Here is an 18,528-nt window from a genome sequence, read left to right on the forward strand (position 1 = left end):
AGTATGAATACAACAGCTGCCGTTTTGTGGACAGGAGGAAAAGATTGTGCTCTAGCTTATTTAAAAGCACAACAAGCGGGGTATAACATAACACACCTAGTAACCTTTACTCCTAAAAATCCAGATTTCAAAGCACACCCTATTCACTTAATAAAAAAACAAGTAGCTTCAATAGGTATTACTCATCAGTTTATTACAGTAGAAGCTCCCATTAAGGAAAGCTATGAAAATGCAATCCTATCTTTAAAAGATAATAATGGTATTCATACACTTGTTACTGGAGATATTGATGAAGTAGATGGACATTCAAACTGGATTGAAGAATGTAGTAAAAAATCTGGAATGCAGGTTTTTAATCCTCTGTGGAAAAAAGACAGAAAATTTCTTTTAGAAGAATTACTAAACAACCATTTTACACTTATCTTTTCTTTAGTTAAAAAAGAGTTCTTTGAGAGAAAATGGGTTGGAAAACAGTTGAATTCAACAACAATTAGTGATTTACAAAAATTAAATATTGATATTTGTGGAGAAAATGGAGAGTATCATACCATGGTATTAAACACTCCTTTTTTTCAGCATAAAGTAACAGTTGATACCTCAGAAATTGAGGAAAACGAACACTTTTACTATATAAAAAGAACACGATAACCTTTTTAGGTGATTTAGATAATGACACAAACAACACAACTACAAGCCTTAGAAAAATCGTTAACAGGAGAATTGTTTTTTGACGATTTACATAAAAACATTTACGCTACTGATGCATCAGTATATCGTAAAATACCTTTAGCGGTAGCCTATCCTAAAAACACAAAAGACATTCAGCAATTAATTGATTTTGCTACCAAAAATAATATCACCTTAATTCCACGTACAGCAGGAACATCCTTAGCTGGACAATGTGTAGGAGACGGAATTGTAGTTGACGTATCTAAACATTTTACGAAAATTTTAGCTTTTGATGAAACCAACAAAACGATTACAGTAGAGCCTGGAATTATTCGTGATGATTTAAACCGATTTTTAAAACCTTTCGGCTTGTTTTTTGGTCCGAATACCTCAACCTCTAACCGTTGTATGATTGGAGGAATGGTTGGTAATAATTCCTCTGGAAGTACCTCTATTCGTTATGGTGTCACCAGAGATAAAGTAATTGCTATTCAAGGCTTGTTAAGTGATGGTAGTGAAGTAACGTTTTCTGAAGTTACTTCGGTTGAGTTCAATCAGAAGAAAATAGAAAACACCTTAGAAGGAAATATCTATCGAGCAATTTACACTGAACTTATTTCAGAAGCGGCTCAACAAGAAATTAAAAAGGAGTTTCCAAAGGAAAGTATTCATAGAAGAAATACAGGGTATGCTGTTGATGAGTTTTTAACCTCTGATTTGTTCGGAGGAACAGAACCTACTATCAATCCTGCTAAATTCTTATCAGGTAGTGAAGGAACCTTAGTATTTTCTACTGCAATTACTATTCAATTAGACGACTTACCACCTACACAAAGTATCATGGTTTGTCCTCATTTTAATAGTATCAACGAGAGTTTAAAAGCTACGGTAACTGCCATGAATCACAAATTATATGCTTGTGAGTTGATGGATAAAGTAATTTTAGACTGTACCAAAAACAACCGTGAACAAACTAAAAATCGTTTCTTTTTACAAGGAGATCCAGAAGCGGTGTTGATGTTAGAAGTTTCTGCAGATACCATTGAAGAAGCTGAAGTATTGGCTAACAACTTAATTGAAGATTTAAAAGTAAATAACTTCGGATATCATTATCCGAAAGTATACGGAAACGATATTGCCAAAGTACATGAATTACGTAAGGCAGGTTTAGGTTTGTTAGGTAATATTGTAGGCGACATGAAAGCCGTGGCTTGTATTGAAGATACAGCAGTAGCGCTTGAAGATTTACCAGAATATATTGAGGAGTTTACGCAAATTATGGATAAATATCAGCAAGATGCGGTGTATTATGCACATGCAGGAGCTGGTGAATTGCACTTACGTCCTATTTTAAACTTAAAGAAATCTGCAGATGTTACGTTGTTTAGAAAGATAACTACTGAAACTGCTGAATTGGTTAAGAAATATCAAGGTTCATTTAGTGGTGAACATGGTGATGGAATTGTACGTGCAGAGTTTATTCCATTAATGATTGGTGATAAAAACTACCAGTTATTACGAAGAATTAAAAAAGCGTTCGACCCTAATAATGTGTTCAACAAAGGAAAAATTACCGATGCTTTTCCTATGGATCAGAGCTTACGTTATGAGATTGATAGAATTGAGCCTAACATTGAAACCATACAAGATTTTTCAGATAGTGAAGGTATTTTAAAATTAGCCGAAAAATGTAACGGTTCAGGTGATTGTCGTAAATCTCCAGAAGCAGGTGGAACCTTGTGTCCGAGTTATCGAGCAACTCGAAACGAAAAAGAAACAACTCGTGCTAGAGCTAATACACTACGTGAAGTTTTAACTAACAACACTGCTCAAAACAAATTCGATTCAAAAGAATTAAAAGAAGTTCTTGACCTATGCTTGAGCTGTAAGGCTTGCGCAAGTGAATGCCCAAGTAATGTAGATATCGCTTCTATAAAAGCGGAATTTTTATATCAATATCAAGAAACAAACGGTTATTCTTTCCGTAGTAAATTATTTGCTAACAATGCAAAATACAACAAGCTTGGAAGCAAATTTCCTGCAGTAACAAACTTCTTTACCAATACTACGTTAGCTAAAAAAGTAATGGGAGTTGCTACACAACGTTCGGTTCCTAAATTGGCTAAACAGCCTTTAAGTGTATGGTTAGACAAGTATCAACCAACAACATCTAAAAAGATAGTGTACTTATTTAACGATGAGTTTACTAACTACTATGATGCTGAAATAGGTAAAGATGCAGTAGTTGTATTAGAAAAACTAGGATACGAAATAAAAACAACCAATCACGAAGAAAGTGGACGTAGTTATATTTCTAAAGGATTTTTAAAAGAAGCGAAAGACATTGCAAACAAAAATGTAGCTACTTTTAAAAATTTAATTTCTGAAGAAACACCGCTTATTGGGATTGAGCCTTCTGCTATTTTAACCTTTAGAGATGAGTATATTCGCTTAGCAGATGACAAAACTTCCGCTGAACAAATCGCTAAAAACGTATTTACTATTGAAGAGTTTTTAGCTGCTGAACATACAAAAGGGAACATTGATATTAATGCCTTTACTAAAGAAACTAAAACATTAAAAATTCACGGACACTGTCATCAAAAAGCCTTATCAAGTACACATGCATCCTTTTCAATTCTAAACATTCCTAAAAATTATAAAGTAACCATTATGAATACTGGTTGTTGTGGAATGGCCGGTTCTTTTGGATACGAAAAAGAGCATTACAAAGTAAGCATGCAAGTAGGTGAAGACACACTGTTTCCTAAGATTAGAAACTGTTCAAACGATACCGAAATTGTAGCTGCTGGTACAAGTTGTCGTCATCAAATTTATGATGGAACCAAACGATTAGCGAAACATCCAGTAACAATTTTAAGAGAAGCTTTACTATAAATTATTGATTTTCATTTGATTATTTTGTACATTTAAGACATTGTAACTTTTAAATATAATGTTATGTCAAGCAACAAAATAATTATTACTAACGCTCTGTTAATTTATGCAGGGATTGTTGGGTTCTTTTTAATTATGAAAATTTTTGGTTTAGAAGATGTTGCTGAGTTGCGTTTTTTAAATTTCATTTTTGTGCTTTATGGCATTAATAGAGCCATAAAAACAAACATTAAAAAAAACCGTGAGTCATTATACTTTAATAATTTTTCTATTGGTATTGCTACTTCTGCAATAGGTGTAGGAATTACTATTTTGAGTTTAATTTTTTACGTAGATGTAATCGATTCTGGTTTTATAACAATACTTGAGGAATCTTCATTTTGGGGACAAAACCTTAGCCTACCACTAGTTGTGTTTGCTTTAATTATTGAAGGAATTGCCTCTTCTGTTATTTGTTCGTTTGTTTTAATGCAATACTATAAAAACTATAAACCTTCAGATACAATGGTGGTTTAATGTTTGGGTAAAAATACCTCAGCCATCATACAACGTGCACTTCCACCTCCACAGGTTTCAATAGTTTGTAATGAGCTGTGTACTATTTTTGTGTGTTTTTCTAAGGTTTTTAACTGCTGATTTGTCAACGATTCATACGCAGAAGTACTCATTACTAAATAACGTTCATCATTATTTCCGTTTACTTGTAACATATTTCCTGCAAACTGAGTTACTTGCGTTTCATTAATAGCAATCACTTCTTTACCGTCAGATTTTAAATGCTTCAATACGTTTTTCTTTTCCTTTTTATCATCAATAGCATCTAAACACACTACAGCAAAAGTTTCTGCAACACACATCATTACATTGGTGTGATAAATCGCTTCCCTTACTCCATCAACAGTTTGATTTGCTTCAAAAATTACAGGAGTAAATTCAAAATCTTCGCAAAATTCTATGAACAATTCTTCATCTGCTCTTGGAGACAAGGCACAATAGGCTTTTCTATGCTGTCTATCTAAAATCATACTTCCTGTTCCTTCTAAGAAAACAAATTCTTCTTCTGCTTCAGAATAATCAACGACATTCTCAATATGAAACCCCTTTTCCTCAAGAATTTCTAGCACATCTTCTCTACGCTCCAAACGACGATTCTCTGCAAACATCGGATAAATTCCAACATCTCCATTCTCATGGAAAGAAACCCAATTGTTAGGAAATAATGCATCAGGTGTATCAGGTTCCTTTGTATCTTCCACTACCACTACCTCTACCCCAACACCTTGTAGTTTTTGAACAAAATCATCAAACTCTTGCTGTGCTTTTGCATTGATAGATGCCGGTAGCATATCTATTAATTCTTGCTGATAGTAGTTATTTACCGCTGTTTGTTCATTCATCCTAAAACTTGCAGGACGGATCATTAATATTGTGTTCGTTGTTTGTTGCATATTGCGAAGGTAATAAGATTTTAGTTTGGTTGTTATTATAGATTTATAAACTTAACAGATAGTAAAACAGCAGTCTTTAGCATTGTAAACAATCCTTATCTTACTAATAATCAATGTTTTTTTTAATAAAAATTTGCGCAATTAAATAACTGCATATATATTTACAGTTAAATAACTGCGTAATGAAACTAAGACGAGATGTTTTTCAGGCTATAGCCGACCCAACTAGGAGGACAATAATTACATTGGTAGCATTCAATGCTATGACTCCTACTGCTATAGCAGAAAATTTTGATTACTCGAGACAAACTATCTCTAAACACATACAAATTCTTACAGAGTGTGAAATTTTAGAGCAAGAACAAAAGGGACGAGAAATTTACTATCAACTAAACCCAAAAGGCATGGAAGAAATAGCCAATTTTATTGAGCCTTTCAGAAAATTATGGGACGATCGTTTTAATAAACTAGAATCTATAATGAAGAACTATCCTAAAAAACACCCTAATGGAATATAAAACCAACGTTATAGCCGAAGAAGGCAAGCAAGAAATTCTAATCACTAGAGAATTTGACCTACCTGTTGAATTACTTTTCAAAGCCTATAAAGAACCTGAAATAATCGAACAATGGATGGGAACAAAAGTTTTAAAGTTTCAATGGCAAAAACACGGGAGTTACCGTTTTGAGACAACAGACTCGCAAGGAAATAAACATGGATTCAATGGTGTAATACACGATTATATTTCAAATCAAAAAATTGTTCGAACTTTTGAAATGGAAGGTATGTCTTTTGGAGTTCAGCTTGAAGTATATGAGTTTGAAAAGCTAACTGAAAATACAAGTAAACTAAAACAACAAATAATTTACCAATCGGTTGAACACAGAAATCAAAACTTAAAACTGCCCTTTAAACAAGGTATAAACTGGGCGCATAATCAACTTGAAAAAATATTTACTAACTAAAAATAAAATATTATGATGAAGAGAAACAAAATAATTTATTGGACTGTTACCATATTCCTTTCAATTGGAATGTTGGCTGGTGGTGTACAGCAAATGCTACAAGTTGGTGGATATAATGAAATAATTAAACAGTTAGGCTACCCACAATACTTATTGAGTATTTTAGGAGTTTGGAAAATATTTGGTGTTATTGCCATTCTTATTCCAAAATCTCCTCTATTAAAAGAATGGGCTTATGCAGGCTTTTTCTTTGCCATGTCTGGTGCAGCTATTTCTCATTTTGTAGTAAGTAAATCACTAATAGACGCTTTACCTTCTTTAATATTATTAATTGTAATCTTTTTATCTTGGTATTTCAGACCAGTAGAAAGAAAATTAAACTTACTAATAAAACTATAAAATGGAAAAAGTTGATAACTATATAGAAAAAGAAAAAAAGTGGAAAGAAGAAACTAAATTATTAAGAGAACTCTGTTTAGAATGCGGGCTTATTGAAGATTTTAAATGGATGCATCCTTGCTATACTTTTCGAGAAAAGAATATTGTTTTAATTCACAGTTTTAAAGAATACTGTGCACTTCTTTTTCATAAAGGCGCTTTATTGAGTGACACTAGCAACATTTTAATTCAACAGACAGAGAATGTACAATCTGCACGTCAAATTCGTTTTACTGAGGCACAACAAATAATTGATTTAAAAACAACCATTAAAACTTATATTTTTGAGGCTATAGAGATTGAAAAATTAGGTTTGAAAGTAAAAATGAAAAAAACTACCGAGTTTGAAATGCCTGATGAACTTATTAAAGCATTTGAGGAAAATCTCGATTTAAAAAATGCTTTTGAAGCATTAACTCCCGGAAGACAACGAAGTTATTTACTGTATTTCTCACAAGCAAAACAATCAAAAACTCGTGAGACAAGAATAGAAAAATCAACTCCTAAAATCTTTGAAGGTAAAGGATATAATGAACGATAAAAAATTAGTAATTAAGTCCCAACTTCTCTCCTTATTTTTAATAAAATATACCAACTATCAATAATGATAAACCTTCAAAAAATTGAAGCAATTTCTGACTTTACTCCTAAAAGAATAAAAAAGTATCTTCTTATATGGTGTAATGAGGGAGAAATTTCTTTAGTAGTTGACAATAAGCGTCTAACTCTCCACAAAAATCAAATTCTTACGATAACTTCGGGACAATACCATTACTTTGAAAATGTTAGTGAAGGAAGAGGGTACGTACTTGATTTTACACTCAACTATATATGTAAAACAGAAAAAGATATTGAATTAATTTTTCAGAACAGTCTATTTTGTCATTTTGATTACAATGAAGTAATTTCAATAAATTCTCCTGAAGAAATTAAAACCGGAATCCTTAAAATAGAAAAAGAATTAAGAGAAAAACCATTTCAATACCTAGATTCAATACATGCACGTATTGAATTACTATTATTCGAAATAAATCGGTCAAAAATTGCCAATGGTGGTGAAATATGGAAACCCGAAGCCCTTTTCTTACAATTTTTAGAATTTGTTAGAAATAATTTTGAACACAACTATTCTTTAAAAACCATTGCTGAACAGCTTAAAACCTCTGAATTAAAACTAAATGAATTAGCTAAAAAACATGCAGGTAAAACAGCTCAAAATGTCATCTACGGTTTACTAATTTCTGAGGCGCAACGTATTCTTCAGTACGAAAATAAAAGTGTAAAAGAAGTAGCTTACAATCTAGGTTTTAAAGACCCATACTATTTTTCTAAATTCTTTAAAAATCATACAGCAATGTCTCCAACAGAGTTTCAAAACACACTGATTTAGTAAATTTTACATCAAAAACTTAAAATTATCCATTTTTTAGGTTTCAGTTAAGTATCAACTTTGTTTTATTAAAATTTTATACAAAACTGTAAACTTAATTAATCATGAACATTAAAGATTATATCACTAAAAGTGAACAAATTACTTGGAACCCACTTATTGAAAATGGAGTGCATTATAACGGTGTGTTTGTAAAATCCTTATACTTTGATAAAACTACACAACGCTCAAAAGCTATTTTATTAAAATTTGAAGAAGGGGCTTCTTATCCTTATCATGTACATCCTGCGGGAGAAGAAATATTGGTATTAAAAGGAAGTTGTGAAATTTTTGGTGAAGTTTTAGAGCAAGGAGATTATTTATATACTCCTCCTAAAGGAAAACATAGTGTGAAAACCAAAGATGGTTGTGTTTTATTCTTATCTGTACCAGAAGAAGTAGTTTTAATAAACACTGAAACCAATTAAAAAAAGAGTGGATCTCCACTCTTTTTTAATATGATTATCTCAAAACCTATGAACCAAGCCCACCTTTTAAATTTAAAAAAGTAATGGTATCAAACTGTTGTTCTAAAAAATCAATTGCTCGTTGGCTACGTACTCCTGATTTACAATAAACAACCACAGGCTTCTCAGTGTTTATTTCTTCATATCGTTGAGTAAGCTCTCCTAACGGAATGTGTTGTCCACCTATATGATGTTGTTCCCGTTCCCAATCCTCACGAACATCTAATAAATTATAGGATGTTAGATTATTTTGTAACTCCTCTAAAGTTATTTCATGGATAGCAGTTTTAATTCCACAAAAGAATTCATAATCGTTATCTAACTCCGTTACTTCAGCTTTATCGGTTCTTTCAAACTTCAATATCATTTGACGCATGCTTAAGGTATCATACATCAATAATCTATTGGCTAACACCTCTCCTATTCCACAAATAATCTTAATAGCTTCATTGGCTTGTAAACTTCCAATAATTCCAGGTAATACACCTATTACACCAATTTCAGAACAATTGGGTGATTCTTCTGGTTTGGGTGGAGTTGGATATAAACATCGATACGTAGCACTTCCTTGATAATTAAATACACTTACTTGTCCTTCAAACTTAAAAATAGCACCGTATACCAATGGTTTTTGAGTTAATACTGCTGCATCGTTGGTTAAATAACGAGTGGCAAAATTATCACTCCCATCTACAATTACATCATATTTCTCAAATAAAGAAACGGCATTCTGATTCGTTAGTTTTTCTTTATATACATGAAATTGAACAAAAGGGTTCAATTTTGATAAACGATTCGCTGCTGTTTCCGCTTTAGACTTTCCTATATCATCTACCGTATATAATACTTGACGCTGTAAATTACTTTGGTCTACTACATCATCATCTATAATTCCAATCGTACCTACACCTGCTGCCGTTAAATATTGCAATACAGGACACCCCAATCCACCAGCACCGATTACCAATACTTTGGCCTGTTTAAGTTTTAATTGCCCTTCTTCTCCTACTTTATCTAGAATAAGATGGCGATTATATTGTTTTTGTTCTTCTTGACTTAAGTTCATGTTTAATTGTAGAATAAATTCACCTCAATAACTCTTAAAATCTTCATTCTTGATTCTAATAGTGTAACGGTCTAACTTCTAAAATGCTCCCAATCTTTCCAAACTACTTCTAATCCCTGACCTTTTAGCATCTGTACAATTTCTTCAGTGCTTCGTTCGTCTGAAATTTCAAATTGCTCTAACGACTGTGGTTCAACACTATACCCTCCAGGATTTGTCTTAGATTCTGCACTGATTGAGGTAGCCCCTAAATTAATAATATTATTCCTAAAAACTTCACTTTCTCGGGTAGACATTGACAGTTCTACATCTTCATCCAAGAGTCTAAATGCACAGATTAATTGTACCAAATCTGCATCTGTCATTTCTACTTTGGGTTCTAATCCTCCTGAATGAGGTCTTAAACGTGGAAATGAAATAGAATACTTCGTTTTCCAGTAGGTTTTCTGTAAATATTTTAAGTGCAATGCGGTAAAAAAGCTATCCGCACGCCAATCTTCCAGTCCAAATAAAGCGCCTAATCCTATTTTATGAATTCCAGCTTTCCCCAATCTATCAGGTGTTTCCAAACGATATTCAAAATTTGATTTTTTCCCTTTTGGATGATGCTTTTTATACTCTTGTTGATGATAGGTTTCTTGATATACCAACACCGCGTATAATCCGCTTTCAATCAACAATTCATATTCATCTTGGTCTAAAGGTTGTACTTCAATCGTAATATTTGAAAACTGAGAACGTATGAGTTGAATTGCATTTTTAATATAATCAACTCCAACTGTTTTATTGGCTTCACCTGTAACTAACAAAATATGGTCGTATCCTTTCGCTTTTAAAAAAGCAACTTCTTTCAATATTTCAGCATCAGTTAAGGTTCTCCTCGGAATTTTGTTGGTAAAACTGAATCCGCAATACGTACATATATTCTGACACTCGTTACTCAAATACATCGGAGCATACATTTGAATGGTATTTCCAAATCGCTTTTTAGTGAGCATACGACTTCTTTGCGCCATTTGCTCTAAAAATGGTTTTGCTGCAGGAGATATCAACGCTTTAAAATCTTCTAAGTCGAGTTTATCCTTTGATAAAGCACTTTCAACATCAACGGATGTTTTATCGAATATGCTTTGTAAAGTTTCATCCCAATTGTATTGGTTGAATGTGTTTTTGAAACTACTCATAATATATTGTTCGTTTTATCTTTTTTCCATTGATGAAAAAAGAAACAAAAAAATCTAGTCTTATTAACCCTTAGCTGATAAAAATCACATCCTCGAAACTAAATGAAAAGAACTCGCTTCGCTCAAACAGCTTTTCATTTTTAACGTTTCTTTCGGTGGATTTTATCACTAGACTTAATTATGACACTGCTTAATCTAACTTAAAAAACTCGTTAACGGACTACTTGCCGCTGCTTGTTTTCTTACAGGAGCTAGTTTTGCTTCATATGCCATTCTTCCTGCTTCCACTGCCATCTTAAAGGCTTGCGCCATGGCTACTGGATTTTGTGATACAGCAATAGCTGTGTTTACCAAAACAGCATCGGCTCCTAATTCCATAGCATATGCTGCATGGGAAGGTGCTCCAATACCAGCATCAACCACTACTGGAACAGTAGATTGTTCAATAATGATTTCTAAAAACTCTAACGTTTTCAATCCTTTATTACTTCCAATAGGAGCTCCTAAAGGCATTACACATTGTGTTCCTACTTCTTCTAATCGTTTACATAAAACCGGATCTGCATGGATATAAGGCATTACTACAAATCCTTTTTTTACTAACGCTTCTGCCGCTTTTAAGGTTTCTATAGGATCCGGCAATAAATACCTTGGGTCTGGATGTATTTCTAATTTTACCCAATTTGTTTCTAATGCTTCTCTGGACAATTCTGCTGCAAAAACAGCTTCTTTTGCGGTACGAACTCCCGAAGTATTCGGTAATAAATTGATTCTTGTGTGATTTAAATGTGATAAAATATCATCTTCTTCGTTTTGAACATCTACTCTTTTTAAAGCTACTGTTATCAATTCACTTTCTGAAGCTAACAGAGCTTCTTTCATTAATTGTGAGGAGCTGAATTTTCCTGTTCCTGTAAATAATCGTGAGGTAAATGTTTTATCGGCTATGGTTAAGTTGGTATTCATTGTTACTGATTTATTGTGCTCCTATTTTGTACACTTGTTCGTTAGTACTTGGTGCTTTTAAAATTTTGTGGAATGCAGGAATCGAGTTAAAATTTTGAGTAATCGCTCCTGAAACAGCGATACCATATACTCCTGTGTTTATAATTTCAGATACGTCTTCTATAGTAATTCCTCCAATGGCTATTATTGGAGTGGTTGTTTTTAATTCTTCTAATAGCACTTGATAGCCAACAACTCCTAAAACTGGACTTAAATTCTTTTTAGTTTCAGTAAACTGAAAAGGGCCTAAACCGATATAATCTACTTCCTTTTCTAAGAGTTTTTTACAATCTTCCAAAGTATTGGCTGTTCCTCCTACGATATATAAATCACCTAAATACGCTTTTGCTTTTAACGGACACGTATCTGTTTTTCCTAAATGAACTCCATCTGCTTTGATTTCTTTAGCTACTTTATAATAATCGTTTATGATTAAACGGGTTTGGAAATGACTCGTAATTTCTCTTGCTTTTTGAGCTGTTTCTAAAATAGTTTTCGGATCCAGATTCTTTAATCGAAGTTGTACCCATTCTGCTCCAGAAGCACAAGCTCTTTGAACATTTTCTAAATGCTCTTCTGACGTTTTTCCTTGTGTTATATAGTGTAGTTTACTTATCATTCTTTTTAGTAATTAGTGTATTAATAGAAGTTAAGGAGTTAAGTATTAAGATTTATTAAGGATACTTCTACAATACGCATTCAACATTTTGCTTACTTCCTCTATTAGTTCTTTTTCTTTAGAAATACTCTTCACATAATCTAAATCTTTAGATAGTATTAAAAAATAACGACATTCTTCTAATGATGCTTGAGCTATATTATAAAACCGTAGCTTTTCTTTATTGTTAATTCTTTTATAACCTTCTGCAATATTTGCTGTTATTGATATTGCTGCTCTTCTAAATTGTGATGTTAAACCATATGCCTCTTCCTTGGGAAATTGTTTAGATATTTTATACACTTCTAACACAAATTGATGCCCCTTTTTCCAAACCAATAAATCTTCAAATGATGTTGTATTTTTCATATACTTATTTTTTTATAGTAATTCGTCTTCTTAAATTCTTTACTTCTAAACTCCTTTATTACTATAAGAGTGCTCTCCTAAGAGCGTTTCATTAGAGTTTAAAAATTGTTCTGTATACCATTTCGCATTTATACATGCATCTTCTAAAGGAAGTTGTTTTGCTATATTTGAAACTAAAGCTGAAGACAATACACAACCGCTTCCATGCTTTTCAAAAACAGCTATAGCTTTCGGTGGAATATTCAACTGTACTATCTTACTGTGATATACTTCATCCCATCCTTTTTTAGCTTCTCTATGTCCACCTTTTAAATAGACATTGGTCTTCTCTGAAATAAATTCGATGGTTTCTTCAATCGATTTATTAGGAAACAAAGCTTTGATTTCCTCATAATTTGGAGTAATAAAATCACAGTGTTGCAATACTTCTTCAAACACTTTTATATTCTCTTCGGAATGAAAATCAAATCCAGCACTAGCTTTTAAAATAGGATCCAATACTATTTTTATGAATGGATTGCATTTTTTTAGTGTTTGAATAACCTCTAATAAGACGCTCCAAGATTGGATGATTCCTATTTTTGCTACTGATATTTCAAAGCGTTCAAATAAGGTAGTTATTTGATTTATTATTGTCTCTTTATCAATCCAAACACTGTCTTTAAAATCGATATCATTTTGAACCGTAACTGCTGTACATACAGATAATCCATACAATCCATGTGCTTCAAAAGTTTTGATATCCGAAGTTAATCCTGCTCCACTTGATGGATCAAAACCTGCAATTGTTAGTATGTAAGATTGTTGTTTCATTTTTATTGATATACTTTCTTTTGACAAAAAGATTACTTCGTCGTGCACTCCTCGTAATGACGTTTAATATTTTTAAAGCTTTCTACTGGATTTTCTGTATTCCACACTCCACCTAAAACACCTATTCCTTGAAAACCTAATTCTACCGTTTTTTGAATGGTTTCGGTATTAATTCCACCCATACCAACAATGGTTTTCTCAATATGATTTACATCAAAACCTCTTCCTTCATATCCTTTTTTTGAAATAGAAGAAAAAACAGGACTTAATAAATGATAATCAAATTCGATGTCGCAATTCGCTAGGGCTGAAGGTTCGTGAAAAGAACTACTCATTGTTTTTCCTATCATGTTTAAACCAATAAAATATTCATTTCCATTCTCTAAAGCATCAATTCTTTTTTGCTCTTGAAAATGAATTCCTTTTAAATTGAATTCGTTAATAAGCTCATGAAAATAATGTGTAACTATTCTGTTATGATACTTTTCATCTATCTGACTCAAATAAACCACATGCTCTTCATAATTCTTATCAGGTTTTCTGAAATGATAATAGTCCAATCCCTCTTTAAATAATTGTTGAAGGATTTCTATCTCATTGGGAATATCTTTTTCCGGAGCTATAAGAACAATCATATATTAGGGATTAGGTTAAAGGAGTTAGGAATTAGAAATAGTACTATTCTAATTCCTACTCATTTATTTTAATTATAGATAAACTTCTGAACCTTTGTCTTTAAATTCTTTTGATTTTTCCTCCATTCCTTTTGCGAAGACTTCATCTCCTTCTACTTTATTTTCAGCTGCAAAATCACGTACTTCTTGAGATATTTTCATAGAGCAAAATTTTGGTCCGCACATAGAGCAAAAATGTGCAATTTTAGCTCCTTCTGCAGGTAAAGTCTCGTCATGATACTCTCTTGCTAGTTCTGGATCCAATCCTAAATTGAATTGATCTTCCCAACGGAACTCAAAACGTGCTTTACTTAAAGCATCATCTCTGTGTTGCGCCCCAGGATGCCCTTTTGCTAAATCAGCTGCATGGGCTGCTAATTTATAGGTAACCACCCCTGTACGAACATCTTCTTTATTTGGTAACCCTAAATGTTCTTTTGGAGTTACATAACATAACATAGCACAACCATACCAACCAATCATCGCTGCTCCTATTCCTGAAGTTATATGATCGTATCCTGGAGCAATATCCGTAGTTAAAGGTCCTAAAGTATAAAACGGAGCTTCGTCACAAGCTTCTAATTGCTTATCCATATTCGCTTTAATCATGTGCATTGGTACATGACCAGGGCCTTCAATGAAACACTGTACTTCATGTTTACGTGCTATTTTGGTTAGTTCCCCCAAAGTTTCTAATTCAGCAAATTGAGCTTCATCATTCGCATCAGCAATACAACCTGGACGTAAACCATCTCCTAACGAAAAAGCTACATCATAAGCTTTCATGATTTCACAAATCTCTTCGAAATGAGTATATAAAAAACTCTCTTTATGATGAGCTAAACACCATTTTGCCATAATTGAACCTCCTCGGGAAACAATTCCTGTAATTCGTTTTGCTGTCATTGGTACATAACGTAAACGAACTCCTGCGTGAATTGTAAAATAGTCTACTCCTTGCTCAGCTTGTTCAATTAAAGTATCTCTAAAAATTTCCCAGGTTAAGTCTTCAGCAACTCCATTTACTTTTTCTAAAGCTTGATAAATTGGTACAGTACCTACTGGTACCGGTGAATTACGGATAATCCACTCACGAGTTTCATGAATATTTTTTCCTGTGGATAAATCCATAATATTATCAGCACCCCAACGACACGCCCAAACCGCTTTTTCTACTTCTTCTTCGATTGATGAAGTTGTAGCAGAGTTTCCAATATTCGCATTAATTTTCACCAAGAAGTTACGACCTAAAATCATAGGCTCTGCTTCTGGGTGATTGATATTTGAAGGAATTACCGCACGTCCTCTAGCAACTTCTTCTCGAACAAATTCAGGAGTAATTTTCGCAGGAATACTCGCCCCAAAATCTTGTCCTGGATGTTGCTTTGACAAACGTGTCATTTCATCAATTCGTTGATTTTCACGAATGGCAATGTATTCCATTTCTGGAGTAATAATTCCTTTTTTTGCGTAATGTAACTGTGTTACATTGTGTCCTTTTTTTGCTCGCTTAGGTTTATGTTTTAAATTAAATCGAAGATGATCTAAGCTTTTATCATTCAATCGCTCATTACAATAATCAGAAGTAAATTCATTTAACTCATCCACATCTCCTCTATCTAAAATCCATTGCTCACGAATACGTTCTAATCCGCTATGGATATTAATCTCTTTGTTTGGGTCTGTATACGGACCTGAAGTGTCATATACTGTTACAGGCTCATTAGGAGTTCTTTTTTTTGTCATCGAATCAATAGTATCGCTCAATTCGATTTCGCGCATTGCTACTTTTATCTGCGGATGAATTTTTCCTTGAACATATATTTTTTTTGAATTCGGAAATGGTTGTCTTGTTACACCCTCTTGTTTTGGAGCTGTATCTTTTTTCTTCATTTTAAGGTTGTTTGTTTATACTTTGAATTTTGTTTTCTGAAAATATTATCCTCCTTGTGTAGATTTAATGATTAAAACATCATCATTGTTTTGGAGCAATTTTGAAGACCAATCTGCTTTTTTCACCACACTGCTATTTACAGCAATAGCAATTCCATTGGTTTGAATCTGTAGTTTATCTACTAATTCTTGCAATGTTAATTCGGTTAAAAATTCTCGTTGGGTATCGTTTACTTTTATCGTTATCATACTAACACATATTTAAAGTAAACTGTAGAAGAAATTCAGAATCGTTCTTTACAAATAAAAAACGATGCTTAAATTAAGATTACATAACTTTTCCCTACGCTGGTGTTAACCATATCAGGTTCAAAGGATCTTTCTCAAACTAGCGAACTAGCTACTCCTAAAGTTTACTCGATAATCGAGATTTAAGTACTAAAACTTTCTCTCGAAATAAATTACTTTTATAAATTCTTTATTTATACACTTTAACATACAGAATCTACACTCGCAAATGTAATCGTTTATTTTCTTCTTCAAGAAAAAAGTTTACTCTTTTTTAAAATGCTTATGATATTGTATTTATGATAAATATCATGATTCGTGGTTTTTAATCAACTTAATTTAGCGCGTTAATAAAGTAACGTAACCTAAAAAAAACACTACTTCATGCACACAAAAGCACACTCATTCCACATACCTGTTATGGGTATTGGTTTTACAATAGATTCCCCCTTAAAAGTTGCCCAATACGGTATAGATTCTGTCATTTCTCTTGTTGATGATATTCTTATTGAAAAATTAAGAAAGATGTATAGTGAGAAATTTGAAATGCCCTATCAAGAAATCACAAATAAAGTGGATGATTTTAGAGCAAAACGAATTACCGCATATCTTGATTTGATGAATACTGCTGTAGATAAAAAATATGAAGAACTTAAAAAATCTGCACTAGATAAAGGAAAAGCCTTTAAAACTTACTTAGAAATGTTACCTTCTAGTTCAACACTTAAAAAAGAGTTCAAAAAGTTAACAGAAAGTAATGTAACCTTGTCTGAAATTAAATCATGGTTAGATACACATTTGGTAAAAGGTGCTATTGATGTGAATATCATGACTAAGGTTGATAAAGATAATTACATTAAAGGAGAACAATTACCTGTAGAGTATAACGATGCGCATGCTGCCTTAAGAGGTTTTGCTAAAAGTAATTTAAGTACTTCTGTAGTACTTTCAGCGGGGATGAATCCTCGTTTATATGCTTATATGAGCACATTTGATGATTTTTATCCTACAGCAAACGGAACTTTTAAAAAGAAAATTATTTTAAAAGTAAGCGATTATAGATCGGCATTAATACAAGGTAAGTTTCTAGCTAAAAAAGGATTGTGGGTTTCTGAATACCGTATTGAATCTGGTTTAAATTGTGGTGGACATGCGTTTGCAACAGATGGATATTTGCTAGGTCCTGTTTTAGCGGAATTTAAAGCACAAAGAGAAAGTTTAAAAACGACTATTGAAACTGTTTTGAAACAAGAACTCGAAAATCAAAACAGAGTTGTTCCAACACAACCATTAGATATCAAAATAACTGCACAAGGCGGTGTTGGTACTCATGAAGAACACGACTTTTTAATAAAAGAATATCAGTTAGATGCTATAGGCTGGGGTTCTCCATTTTTGTTAGTACCAGAAGCCACAACGGTAGATAATCAAACCTTAAATAAATTGGCGCAGGCCAAAGAAGATGATTTGTATTTAAGCAATATCTCACCATTAGGAGTACCCTTTCACAATTTAAAAAACAACACAAAAGACATAGAAAAAGAAACCTTAATCAACAAGGGAAGACCTGGAAGTTCTTGTCCTAAAAAATTTGTTGCATTAAACAAAGAGTTTAAGGAAACTGGTATTTGTACCGCTTCACGTGAATACCAATATTTAAAAATTAAGGAATTAGACTCACAGAATTTAGCAGAAGATGATTATAAAAATCGTTATAACAGCATTGTAGAAAAATCATGTACTTGTGTAGGTTTAGGTACCTCTGCATTGTTAGCTTATGATTTAGAAACAAAAGTAGAAGGTACAGGAGTTTCTATATGTCCAGGACCTAATATGGCGTACTATTCTAAAATATCAAGTTTAAAAACAATGGTTGATCATATTTATGGACGAGATAATGTGATTACGAGAACCAAAAGACCCCACGTTTTTGTAAAAGAACTGTTTATTTATATTGAGTATCTAAAGGAAAAAATAGAAGCTGCTAAAAAAGAAATGACTAAAAAAGAAAAAAAATACTTACTTACTTTTATAGCAAATATGCAAACTGGTATTACTTATTACAAAACTATGTTTACACAACTACAACATAGTTTTGAAGAAGCCAAAGAGGATATATTACAAACATTTTATAACGGAGAAAACTCTTTAAAAGCACTTTGGGCTGAACTTGAACTCCTAAGGGTAAAAAGCTAAATTATTTTTTATATTTAAATACAAAAGCGAGTCAAAATAGACTCGCTTTTGTATAATATACTTTAAT

Annotated in this window: 20 protein-coding genes and 1 riboswitch; of the genes, 10 read left to right on the plus strand and 10 right to left on the minus strand. The window is 32.6% G+C overall.

Translation table 11 applies throughout. The features are described from left to right. Positions 1–3 precede the first annotated feature (3 nt). From DFQ07_RS01575 to DFQ07_RS01585, 3 genes are all read left to right on the plus strand, one after another. Positions 4–648: a Dph6-related ATP pyrophosphatase gene (locus DFQ07_RS01575; RefSeq protein ID WP_133534528.1), complete on the plus strand. Its 645-nt coding sequence runs from the start codon at positions 4–6 to the stop codon at positions 646–648. A 21-nt stretch (positions 649–669) separates the two neighbouring features. Next, on the plus strand, positions 670–3,567 hold the full coding sequence (locus DFQ07_RS01580; RefSeq protein ID WP_133534529.1) for an FAD-binding and (Fe-S)-binding domain-containing protein: 2,898 nt from the start codon (positions 670–672) through the stop codon (positions 3,565–3,567). 63 nt (positions 3,568–3,630) lie between these two features. Beyond that, positions 3,631–4,083: a hypothetical protein gene (locus DFQ07_RS01585; protein WP_133534530.1), complete on the plus strand. Its 453-nt coding sequence runs from the start codon at positions 3,631–3,633 to the stop codon at positions 4,081–4,083. Here the strand turns inward: DFQ07_RS01585 and ctlX are convergent. Further along, positions 4,080–5,015, minus strand: a complete 936-nt coding sequence (ctlX, locus tag DFQ07_RS01590; protein WP_133534531.1) for a citrulline utilization hydrolase CtlX — start codon at positions 5,013–5,015, stop codon at positions 4,080–4,082. The two genes, DFQ07_RS01585 and ctlX, sit on opposite strands and share 4 nt — an antisense overlap. A gap of 182 nt (positions 5,016–5,197) precedes the next feature. Between ctlX and DFQ07_RS01595 the strand changes: the two genes are divergently transcribed. The 6 genes from DFQ07_RS01595 to DFQ07_RS01620 all read left to right on the plus strand — a co-directional run bounded on the left by DFQ07_RS01595 (position 5,198) and on the right by DFQ07_RS01620 (position 8,276). Then, the gene (locus DFQ07_RS01595) at positions 5,198–5,533 is read left to right on the plus strand and encodes an ArsR/SmtB family transcription factor (protein WP_133534532.1); all 336 of its coding nucleotides are present in this window, start codon (positions 5,198–5,200) and stop codon (positions 5,531–5,533) included. Further along, entirely contained in the window at positions 5,523–5,981 is a 459-nt protein-coding gene (locus DFQ07_RS01600) for an SRPBCC domain-containing protein (RefSeq protein WP_133534533.1), read from the plus strand. Before DFQ07_RS01595 ends, DFQ07_RS01600 begins: the two co-directional genes overlap by 11 nt. Before the next feature lie 12 nt (positions 5,982–5,993). After that, entirely contained in the window at positions 5,994–6,380 is a 387-nt protein-coding gene (locus DFQ07_RS01605; RefSeq protein WP_133534534.1) for a DoxX family protein, read from the plus strand. Position 6,381: 1 nt separating this feature from the next. After that, positions 6,382–6,960 (plus strand): YdeI/OmpD-associated family protein, encoded by a 579-nt coding sequence (locus DFQ07_RS01610; RefSeq protein WP_133534535.1) that lies wholly within the window; start codon positions 6,382–6,384, stop codon positions 6,958–6,960. Between the two features lie 63 nt (positions 6,961–7,023). Next, the gene (locus DFQ07_RS01615; protein WP_133534536.1) at positions 7,024–7,809 is read left to right on the plus strand and encodes a helix-turn-helix domain-containing protein; all 786 of its coding nucleotides are present in this window, start codon (positions 7,024–7,026) and stop codon (positions 7,807–7,809) included. Between the two features lie 104 nt (positions 7,810–7,913). Further along, positions 7,914–8,276, plus strand: coding sequence for a cupin domain-containing protein (locus DFQ07_RS01620; RefSeq protein WP_133534537.1), 363 nt, complete (start codon positions 7,914–7,916; stop codon positions 8,274–8,276). Positions 8,277–8,322: 46 nt separating this feature from the next. Here DFQ07_RS01620 and moeB read toward each other — a convergent pair whose 3' ends face one another. The 9 genes from moeB to thiS all read right to left on the minus strand — a co-directional run bounded on the left by moeB (position 8,323) and on the right by thiS (position 16,226). Next, entirely contained in the window at positions 8,323–9,381 is a 1,059-nt protein-coding gene (gene moeB / locus DFQ07_RS01625; protein ID WP_133534538.1) for a molybdopterin-synthase adenylyltransferase MoeB, read from the minus strand. Between the two features lie 71 nt (positions 9,382–9,452). After that, positions 9,453–10,565 carry a 2-iminoacetate synthase ThiH gene (gene thiH, locus DFQ07_RS01630; protein WP_133534539.1) on the minus strand — a complete coding sequence of 371 codons (1,113 nt, stop codon included), beginning with the start codon at positions 10,563–10,565 and terminating at the stop codon, positions 9,453–9,455. A gap of 195 nt (positions 10,566–10,760) precedes the next feature. Then, positions 10,761–11,531 (minus strand): thiazole synthase, encoded by a 771-nt coding sequence (locus tag DFQ07_RS01635; protein WP_133534540.1) that lies wholly within the window; start codon positions 11,529–11,531, stop codon positions 10,761–10,763. 10 nt (positions 11,532–11,541) lie between these two features. Next, complete coding sequence (thiE, locus tag DFQ07_RS01640) at positions 11,542–12,189, minus strand: thiamine phosphate synthase (protein WP_133534541.1); 648 nt, start codon at positions 12,187–12,189, stop codon at positions 11,542–11,544. Positions 12,190–12,234: 45 nt separating this feature from the next. After that, on the minus strand, positions 12,235–12,597 hold the full coding sequence (locus DFQ07_RS01645) for a four helix bundle protein (protein WP_133534542.1): 363 nt from the start codon (positions 12,595–12,597) through the stop codon (positions 12,235–12,237). A gap of 45 nt (positions 12,598–12,642) precedes the next feature. Then, positions 12,643–13,410, minus strand: coding sequence for a hydroxymethylpyrimidine/phosphomethylpyrimidine kinase (locus DFQ07_RS01650; RefSeq protein WP_133534543.1), 768 nt, complete (start codon positions 13,408–13,410; stop codon positions 12,643–12,645). Between the two features lie 32 nt (positions 13,411–13,442). Then, the gene (locus tag DFQ07_RS01655; RefSeq protein WP_133534544.1) at positions 13,443–14,045 is read right to left on the minus strand and encodes a thiamine phosphate synthase; all 603 of its coding nucleotides are present in this window, start codon (positions 14,043–14,045) and stop codon (positions 13,443–13,445) included. A gap of 72 nt (positions 14,046–14,117) precedes the next feature. Continuing rightward, a complete protein-coding gene (thiC, locus tag DFQ07_RS01660; protein ID WP_133534545.1) occupies positions 14,118–15,977 on the minus strand; it encodes a phosphomethylpyrimidine synthase ThiC in 1,860 nt (619 codons plus the stop codon). 45 nt (positions 15,978–16,022) lie between these two features. After that, on the minus strand, positions 16,023–16,226 hold the full coding sequence (gene thiS / locus DFQ07_RS01665) for a sulfur carrier protein ThiS (protein ID WP_133534546.1): 204 nt from the start codon (positions 16,224–16,226) through the stop codon (positions 16,023–16,025). A 74-nt stretch (positions 16,227–16,300) separates the two neighbouring features. Beyond that, positions 16,301–16,395, minus strand: a riboswitch (TPP riboswitch). A 254-nt stretch (positions 16,396–16,649) separates the two neighbouring features. Between thiS and DFQ07_RS01670 the strand changes: the two genes are divergently transcribed. After that, positions 16,650–18,461 carry a hypothetical protein gene (locus tag DFQ07_RS01670; protein ID WP_243743913.1) on the plus strand — a complete coding sequence of 604 codons (1,812 nt, stop codon included), beginning with the start codon at positions 16,650–16,652 and terminating at the stop codon, positions 18,459–18,461. The last annotated feature ends 67 nt before the right edge of the window (positions 18,462–18,528 follow it).

Origin of the sequence: Tenacibaculum caenipelagi, assembly GCF_004363005.1 — a bacterium.
Taxonomy (GTDB): domain Bacteria; phylum Bacteroidota; class Bacteroidia; order Flavobacteriales; family Flavobacteriaceae; genus Polaribacter; species Polaribacter caenipelagi.